We start from the raw sequence: 7,539 nt of genomic DNA, 5'->3' as shown, positions 1-7,539 counted from the left end.
TCGACTGGCTGTGTCTGCCGCGGTTCGATTCGGGTTCCTGCTTCGCGGCGCTGCTGCACGACGAGTCCGCCGGCCACTGGCGGCTCGCGCCGGCCTGCTGTTACCCCTCTGGGACGGCCACCCGGCGCGGCTACCGTGACGACACGCTGATCATGGACACCGAGTGGGACACTCCCGAGGGTTCGGTGCGGGTCACCGATTTCATGCCGCCGCGCGGCCAAGCGGCCGATCTGGTCCGAGTGGTGGAGGGGTTGTCCGGGCGAGTGCCGATGCGGATGCGCCTGGTGATCCGGTTCGACTACGGCAATGTGGTGCCCTGGGTCCGCCGCAGCGAGGACGGCCTGATCGCGACCGCCGGCCCGGACACCCTGTGCCTGACCACGCCCGTCGACGTGCACGGCGACCACCTGTCGACGGTTGCCGAATTCGAGGTGGCCGCCGGCGACACGGTGCCGTTCGTGCTGACCCACGCACCGTCGCACCGCCTGGGGAAAACCTTGCGGGCGAAGGCCCACCACGCGTTGCGGGACACCGAGAAGTTCTGGAAGAACTGGATCGGCCGGTGCAGCTACCGCGGGCCGTACGAAGATGCGGTGCGGCGCGCCCTGATCACCTTGAAAGCGCTGACCTACGATCCGACCGGCGGAATCTGCGCCGCGGCGACCACATCCCTGCCCGAAGGGCTAGGGGGAGTGCGTAACTGGGACTATCGGTACTGCTGGTTACGTGACGCGACCTTCACACTGCAGGCGTTGCTGGGCACCGGATACGTCGACGAAGCCAAGGCGTGGCGGGACTGGCTGGTCCGCGCGGTCGCCGGCGATCCGGCGAAGCTGCAGATCATGTCCGGCGTCGACGGTACCCGGCGAATCCCCGAGCTGACCCTGAACTGGCTGTCCGGCTACGAGAACTCCTCCCCGGTGCGGATCGGCAACGCGGCCGCCGGCCAGTTCCAGCTCGACGTGTACGGTGAGGTCCTCCACGGGCTGCATCTGGCCCGCGAGACCGGGATGCAGGCGGTGGAGACGGCGTGGGACATCCAACTGGCGCTGCTGGACTTCCTGGAAGGCAACTGGGATCAGCCCGACTCCAGTCTTTGGGAAGTCCGTGGTGCGCAAAGGCATTTCGTGCATTCCAAAGTCATGGCCTGGGCCGGCGTCGACCGTGCCGTGCACACCGTAGAAACCCAAGGGCTGGACGGACCGGTCGACAAATGGCGCCAACTGCGCGACCGCATCCACGCCGACGTCTGCGAGCACGGTTACGACGCGCAGCGCAACACCTTCACCCAATCCTACGGCTCTCGCGGTCTAGACTCCGCACTGCTGCTCATTCCCCGCGTCGGCTTTCTGCCGTGGACAGATCCCCGCGTCGTCGGCACCGTCGAAGCAGTCCAGCGCGAGCTGTCGCACGACGGATTCCTACTGCGCTACGACCCCGCTGCCGACGGTGGGGGCGACGGACTGCCGGGCACCGAGGGCACTTTCCTGGTGTGCACGTTCTGGCTGGCGTACGCCCTGCACGGCATCGGCCGGGCCGACGAGTCCACCACGTTGTTCCAGCGCCTGCTCGATCTGCGCAACGACGTCGGATTGCTCAGCGAGGAGTACGACACCAAAGCCCAGCGCCAGGTCGGCAACACCCCGCAGGCGTTTTCCATGGTCGGCCTGGTCAACACCGCTCGCCAGCTCAGCGGCGTGTCCACGCACACCCGCGGCACCATCGCAACCGATTGACTCCGGCTAGGAACTCAACTGCCGACCACTCAACCCGCAACAGCTGCTAGCCCCGCTCCAGATCCACTGACTCGACGCCGTCGAACCGCCTCGCCCAAGCCGATAAAAGCGGGTACATTTTCTTGGTGCAGATCGTGATCCTCGACAGTGCCCGTCGGCACGCGATCACCGATGACGAAATCCGCAGCACAATTGAATAGGCGATCCTGTTGCCGCAGATGGCTCGAAGCCAACGGAAGTGAACACCTGAGCTGCCAACCGAAAACGACTACACCGAGTGGGCTGATGCCTTCGAATCGGGCCAGTACCGCGCCACACCGATCGAAGCACCCCGCGTCGATACCGCACGCCTGCGCCGCGGCCGGCCTCTCAAGGGTGCATCGGCAGGAACGTCACCGAGCCGGCAGGTGCGGCTGCCGCAAGACATCTCCGACCGAGTCGACGCGCTCGCCGACCGCTGGCATGTCGCGTCGTCGGAAGTGATGCGCGCCGCCATCACCGAATACGTGCAGCGCCACCCCGCCTAACAAGCCGACCCGGTCGATCGAGGTGTTTCATCGCACAGACCACCCGCGTCACGTAGGACTGCTGCGCCCCGGCGGCGACGATCAGCCTGTCGAAGGGTGTCACCGTGCGGATGTCCATCAACCGCGACGTCACGGTCTGCGCGGCCAGGTCGATGGCCACCACCTCCCCCAGCACCACCCGCAGGTTCTTCTGCTTGCGCAGGATCAGCCGGGTGGTCGGGGCGATCTCGCCTTCCGAGAGAATCCCGGTGGCCACCTGGTAGAGCAACGGCTGGAACAGATGGGTGGTGGTCTTCGAGATCAGCGTGACCTCGGCATCACCCCGTTTCGAGACCCGCTTGAGCGCCTTGGCCGCGGTCAGACCACCGAATCCGGATCCGATGATCACCACGCGGCGGCGTGGGGGTGCCATTAGTTAGGGTCGGGTTTTTCGTCGTGTCCGCCGAATTGTTTGCGCATCGCCGAGAGGGCCTTGTCGGCGAACTGGTCGAGATTGCGCGACGCGAACCGGGAATACAGCGCCGAGGTCAGCACCGGCGCCGGCACCCCCTCGTCGATCGCCGCGATCGAGGTCCATCGGCCCTCACCGGAATCGGAGACCCGCCCGGCGAATTCCGTCAGGTCCGGTGCTTGGTGCAACGCTATCGCGGTCAGATCGAGCAGCCAGGAGCCGATCACGCTGCCCCGTCGCCACAGTTCGGTGACCGCGGGAATGTCGATGTCGTACTGGTAGAACTCCGGGTTGGTCAGCGGAGCGGTTTCGGCATCACCCTTGCCCTGTTGTTCGCGGGCGCCGATGTCGGCGTTGCGCAAGACGTTGAGCCCCTCGGCCAGCGAGGCCATCATGCCGTACTCGATGCCGTTGTGCACCATCTTGACGAAGTGACCGGCCCCCGACGGCCCGCAGTGCAGGTAACCGTTCTCTGCCTGTGCGATCTCACCGCTGCGGCCCGGGGTGCGCACGGCGGTGTCGACACCCGGTGCCACGGTGGCGAAAATCGGCTCGGCATGGCCGAAGGCGTCGGCGTCGCCGCCGATCATCAGGCAGTAGCCGCGATCCCGGCCCCACACCCCGCCGCTGGTGCCGCAGTCCAGCAGCCGAATCCCGTGCTGGGCCAGCGTCTCGGCGTGGCGCAGGTCGTCGCGGTAGTAGGAGTTGCCGCCGTCGATGACGATGTCGCCTTTGTCGAGCGTCGTGGCCAGCTCCCCGATCACCCCGGTGGTGATATCACCGGCCGGCACCATCACCCACACCACGCGCGGTGCGGTGAGTTTCTCGGCCAGTTCGGCCAGCGAGGACGCCCCGGTGGTGTCCGCTTCCCCGGCCATCGCGGTGACCGCGTCGGGGTTGTGGTCATAGACCACGCACTCGTGCCCGTCTTTGACCAACCGGCGCACGATGTTGGCCCCCATCCGGCCCAGACCTATCATCCCTAGCTGCATGTCGCGTCCTCCTTATTTCGATCCGTGGCTTCCCGACAGCCCGGGCAGCCACGGCTCTTGCCAACCGTGGTGGCCACGAACCAGAGCGTGCGCCGCCTGCGGTCCCCACGAGCCGGGGTCGTAGGGGTGGACTTTGCCGGGGTCGTCGAGCAGCGGTTGCACGATGCGCCAGGTCTCTTCGATGCTGTCTTCTCGGGCGAACAATTGCCGATCCCCGATCAGGCCAGCATGCAGCAGCCGCTCGTAAGGCTGCACCGGCTCACCCAGATCCTGGGCAAACGACGAATCCAGGTGCACATCGCGCCACGAGTCACCGCCGTGGGCGATCAACTGCAACCGCATCCCGGGGTCGGGGTCGATGCGCAACACGATCTGATTGGGTTCGGCTCTCCTACGCTTGGGCAGAAACGCCAACGCCGGAACACGACGGGCAAACAACCGCACCTCGGTCACCCGCTCGGGCAACGCCTTGCCGGCCCGCAAGAATATCGGCACGCCGGCCCACCGCCAGTTCTCGACCTCCATCCGCATCGCAACGAACGTCTCGGTCTGCGAACTCTTCGCCACCCCGGGTATGTCGGTATAGCCGGCGTACTGGCCCCGCACGTAGTGCGCCGGATCCAGCGCCGGCATCGCCCGGAACACCTCGGCTTTCTTGTCGTTGAGGTCGTCGTCGCCGGGACCGACCGGAGGCTCCATCGCAACCAGCGCGAGCACCTGCAGCAGGTGGTTTTGCACCACGTCGCGCAACGTGCCCACCGCGTCGTAAAACCCGCCGCGGTCCTCGATCCCGAAATCCTCCGCCATCGTGATATGAATCTCGGCGATGCTGCCGCGGTGCCACAACTCGGCCAGCGTCGCGTTAGCGAACCGCAGATACTCCAACTCGACGACCGGCTGCTTGCCCAGGAAGTGATCCACCCGCAAGATCTGCTCCTCGTCGAGCACTGCCCGCAATCGGCCGTTGAGCTCGCGAGCCGACACCACATCATGGCCGAACGGCTTTTCGACCGCCACCCGTGCACGCTCCAAGAGCCCAGCCCGGCCCAGATTCTCCACAATCGGAGCGAACAACGACGGCGGCATCTCCAGGTAGTACAGGCACCGCTGGCTCGAACCGATCTGCTTGGCCAAAGCCTTGTACAGCTGGGCATCGGTGACATCGCCGTGCAGGTACGACAACCGGCCCGCTAGCCGATCGAATACGGTCGAGTCGATCTTCTCGTACTCGTTGATCGCCTCCCGAGCCCGGTTGATCAGCCCTTCGACGGTGATGTCGTCGCTGGCCACCCCCAGAATCGGACAGCCCAGCAGACCGCGGCGCTCCAGCCGGTACAACGCGCGAAACGTCATCTTGCGAGCCAGGTCCCCGGTGATGCCGAAGATCACCAACCGTTCCGCAGTGCCACCGTCACGTTCGGCCAAGCCGGCACCTCCACCAGATCGATCGGACAACCGAACGTGCACAGCAAGCTCGTGACTTACTCCCCCGGTAGCCCGCCAGGCCCAACCTTAAACGTTGTGGCCGCTTCGTCCGAGGATAGGGTCGACGAGCGTCGTCGATGGACCTCATCGCCGAAGTCGATCCGTTGCGCCAACGCCAGGTTGTGCTGCGGTCGCTGCATCGCCGGACATCCGGCGTTAGGGTTTGAGGCTGTGAGCACATCCGAGAAAATACTCGAAGAAATCTCCACCCTGACACAGCCGCATCACCCCGACGACTGGACCGAGCTCGATTCGGCCGCGGTGGACACCGCCCGGGTGCTGGCCGCCGACGCGGTCCAGAAGGTCGGCAACGGGCATCCGGGCACGGCGATGAGCCTTGCCCCCCTCGCCTACACACTGTTTCAGCGGGTGATGCGCCACGATCCCAACGACCCCCATTGGCTGGGCCGCGACCGCTTCGTGCTGTCCTGCGGGCACTCCAGCCTGACCCTCTACATTCAGCTGTACCTCGGTGGCTTCGGCCTGGAGCTCTCCGACCTCGAGTCGCTGCGCACCTGGGGCTCGAAAACCCCCGGACACCCGGAGTTCCGGCACACCCGGGGGGTGGAGATCACCACCGGCCCGCTCGGCCAGGGCCTGGCCTCGGCGGTCGGGATGGCGATGGCCGCCCGCTACGAGCGCGGGCTGTTCGACCCGAGCGCCGCCGTCGGCACCAGCCCGTTCGACCACTTCATCTATGTGGTCGCCTCCGACGGCGACATCGAGGAGGGGGTGACCAGCGAGGCGTCGTCGCTGGCCGCGGTCCAACAGTTGGGCAACCTCATCGTGTTCTACGATCACAACAAGATCTCCATCGAGGACGACACCGACATCGCGCTGTGTGAGGACACCGCCGCTCGATACCGTGCCTACGGCTGGCACGTGCAAGAGGTCGAGGGCGGCGAGAACGTCGTCGCCATCGAGGAGGCCATCGCCAACGCGAAAGCCGTCACCGACCGGCCCTCGTTCATCTCGCTGCACACCATTATCGGCTACCCGGCGCCGAACAAGATGAACACCGGCAAGGCACACGGCGCTGCCCTTGGTGCCGACGAGGTGGCCGCCACCAAGAAGGTGCTCGGGTTCGACCCGGACAAGAGCTTCCAGGTCGGCGAGGAGGTGCTCACCCACACCCGCGGGCTGGTGGCCCGCGGCAAGGCGGCCCACGACCGCTGGCAGCCCAAGTTCGAGGCGTGGGCGCGGCGTGAACCCGGACGCAAGGCGCTGCTGGACCGGTTGCTGGCCAAGCAGCTGCCAGTCGGCTGGGACGTCGACCTGCCACATTGGGAACCCGGGTCCAAACCGGTGGCCACCCGCGCGGCCTCCGGCAAGGTATTGAGCGCGCTAGGGCCTAAGCTACCCGAATTATGGGGTGGCTCCGCGGATTTGGCCGGAAGCAACAACACCACCATGGATGGTGCCGACTCGTTCGGACCACCGCCGATCTCGACCAGGGAATACACCGCACACTGGTACGGACGCACCCTGCACTTCGGCATCCGTGAGCACGCGATGGGCGCGATCTTGTCGGGCATCGTGTTGCACGGGCCAACCCGCGCCTATGGCGGAACGTTCCTGACCTTCTCCGACTACATGCGACCGGCGGTGCGGCTGGCGTCGCTGATGAACATCGACACCATCTACGTGTGGACCCACGACTCGATCGGCCTCGGCGAGGACGGCCCGACTCATCAGCCGATCGAGCACCTGGCCGCACTGCGCGCCATCCCGCAGTTGTCGGTGGTGCGCCCGGCCGACGCCAATGAGACCGCCTACGCCTGGCGCACCATCGTGGCGCGGGGCAGGGCAAGCGGCCCGGTCGGGCTGATCCTGACCCGGCAAGCTCTCCCGGTACTCGACGGCACCGACGCCGACGGCGTCGCCCGCGGCGGTTACGTGTTGGGCGGTACGGGCGATCAGCACTCCGACGTGCTGCTGATCGCCACCGGTTCGGAGGTCCAGCTTGCCGTCGACGCGCAGAAATTGCTGGCGGACAAGGGCATCCTCGCCCGGGTGGTGTCGATGCCGTGTATGGAATGGTTCGAGTCCCAACCGGTCGACTACCGCGACGCCGTGCTGCCGCCGGCGGTGAAGGCCCGCGTCGCCGTCGAGGCCGGTGTCGCGCAGAGCTGGCATAAACTGGTGGGTGATGCCGGGCAGGTCGTTTCGATCGAGCGCTATGGGGAATCCGCCGACTACAAAACCCTGTTCCGCGAGTTCGGATTCACCCCGGAGGCCGTCGCCGCCGCCGCCGAACGCACGCTGGGCAACTGACAGGAGGAAGATCGCATGACTCAGAATCCCAAGTTGGCGGCGCTGAGCGCCGCGGGTGTATCGGTGTGGCTCGA

5 protein-coding genes and 1 pseudogene are annotated in these 7,539 nt (G+C 66.3%); 3 read left to right on the top strand and 3 right to left on the bottom strand.

Translation table 11 applies throughout. The features are described 5' to 3' along the window. Both AC2VON_RS11620 and AC2VON_RS11615 read left to right on the top strand, forming a co-directional pair. On the top strand, nucleotides 1–1,736 hold a 1,736-nt coding region (locus AC2VON_RS11620; protein ID WP_486953101.1), incomplete at its 5' end, for a glycoside hydrolase family 15 protein. 407 nt (nucleotides 1,737–2,143) lie between these two features. After that, a complete protein-coding gene (locus tag AC2VON_RS11615) occupies nucleotides 2,144–2,263 on the top strand; it encodes a ribbon-helix-helix protein, CopG family (protein WP_486953100.1) in 120 nt (39 codons plus the stop codon). Nucleotides 2,264–2,315: 52 nt separating this feature from the next. On the opposite strand, the pseudogene AC2VON_RS11610 reads toward AC2VON_RS11615, so the two are convergent. From AC2VON_RS11610 to AC2VON_RS11600, 3 genes and pseudogenes are all read right to left on the bottom strand, one after another. Beyond that, a pseudogene (locus AC2VON_RS11610) lies at nucleotides 2,316–2,675 on the bottom strand (FAD-dependent oxidoreductase); the annotation flags it as partial. Next, complete coding sequence (gene gnd, locus AC2VON_RS11605) at nucleotides 2,675–3,706, bottom strand: phosphogluconate dehydrogenase (NAD(+)-dependent, decarboxylating) (protein WP_486953099.1); 1,032 nt, start codon at nucleotides 3,704–3,706, stop codon at nucleotides 2,675–2,677. The gene gnd and the pseudogene AC2VON_RS11610, both read right to left, overlap by 1 nt. Before the next feature lie 12 nt (nucleotides 3,707–3,718). Next, entirely contained in the window at nucleotides 3,719–5,131 is a 1,413-nt protein-coding gene (locus AC2VON_RS11600) for a glucose-6-phosphate dehydrogenase (protein ID WP_486953098.1), read from the bottom strand. A 249-nt stretch (nucleotides 5,132–5,380) separates the two neighbouring features. Here AC2VON_RS11600 and tkt point away from each other — a divergent pair, with 249 nt between their 5' ends. After that, the gene (tkt, locus tag AC2VON_RS11595; protein ID WP_486953102.1) at nucleotides 5,381–7,465 is read left to right on the top strand and encodes a transketolase; all 2,085 of its coding nucleotides are present in this window, start codon (nucleotides 5,381–5,383) and stop codon (nucleotides 7,463–7,465) included. Nucleotides 7,466–7,539: the final 74 nt, after the last annotated feature.

The organism is Mycobacterium sp. TH-M82, assembly GCF_057473605.1.
Note: the sequence above shows the minus strand (reverse complement) of the source record. Positions and strands in the feature narration are given on the sequence as shown.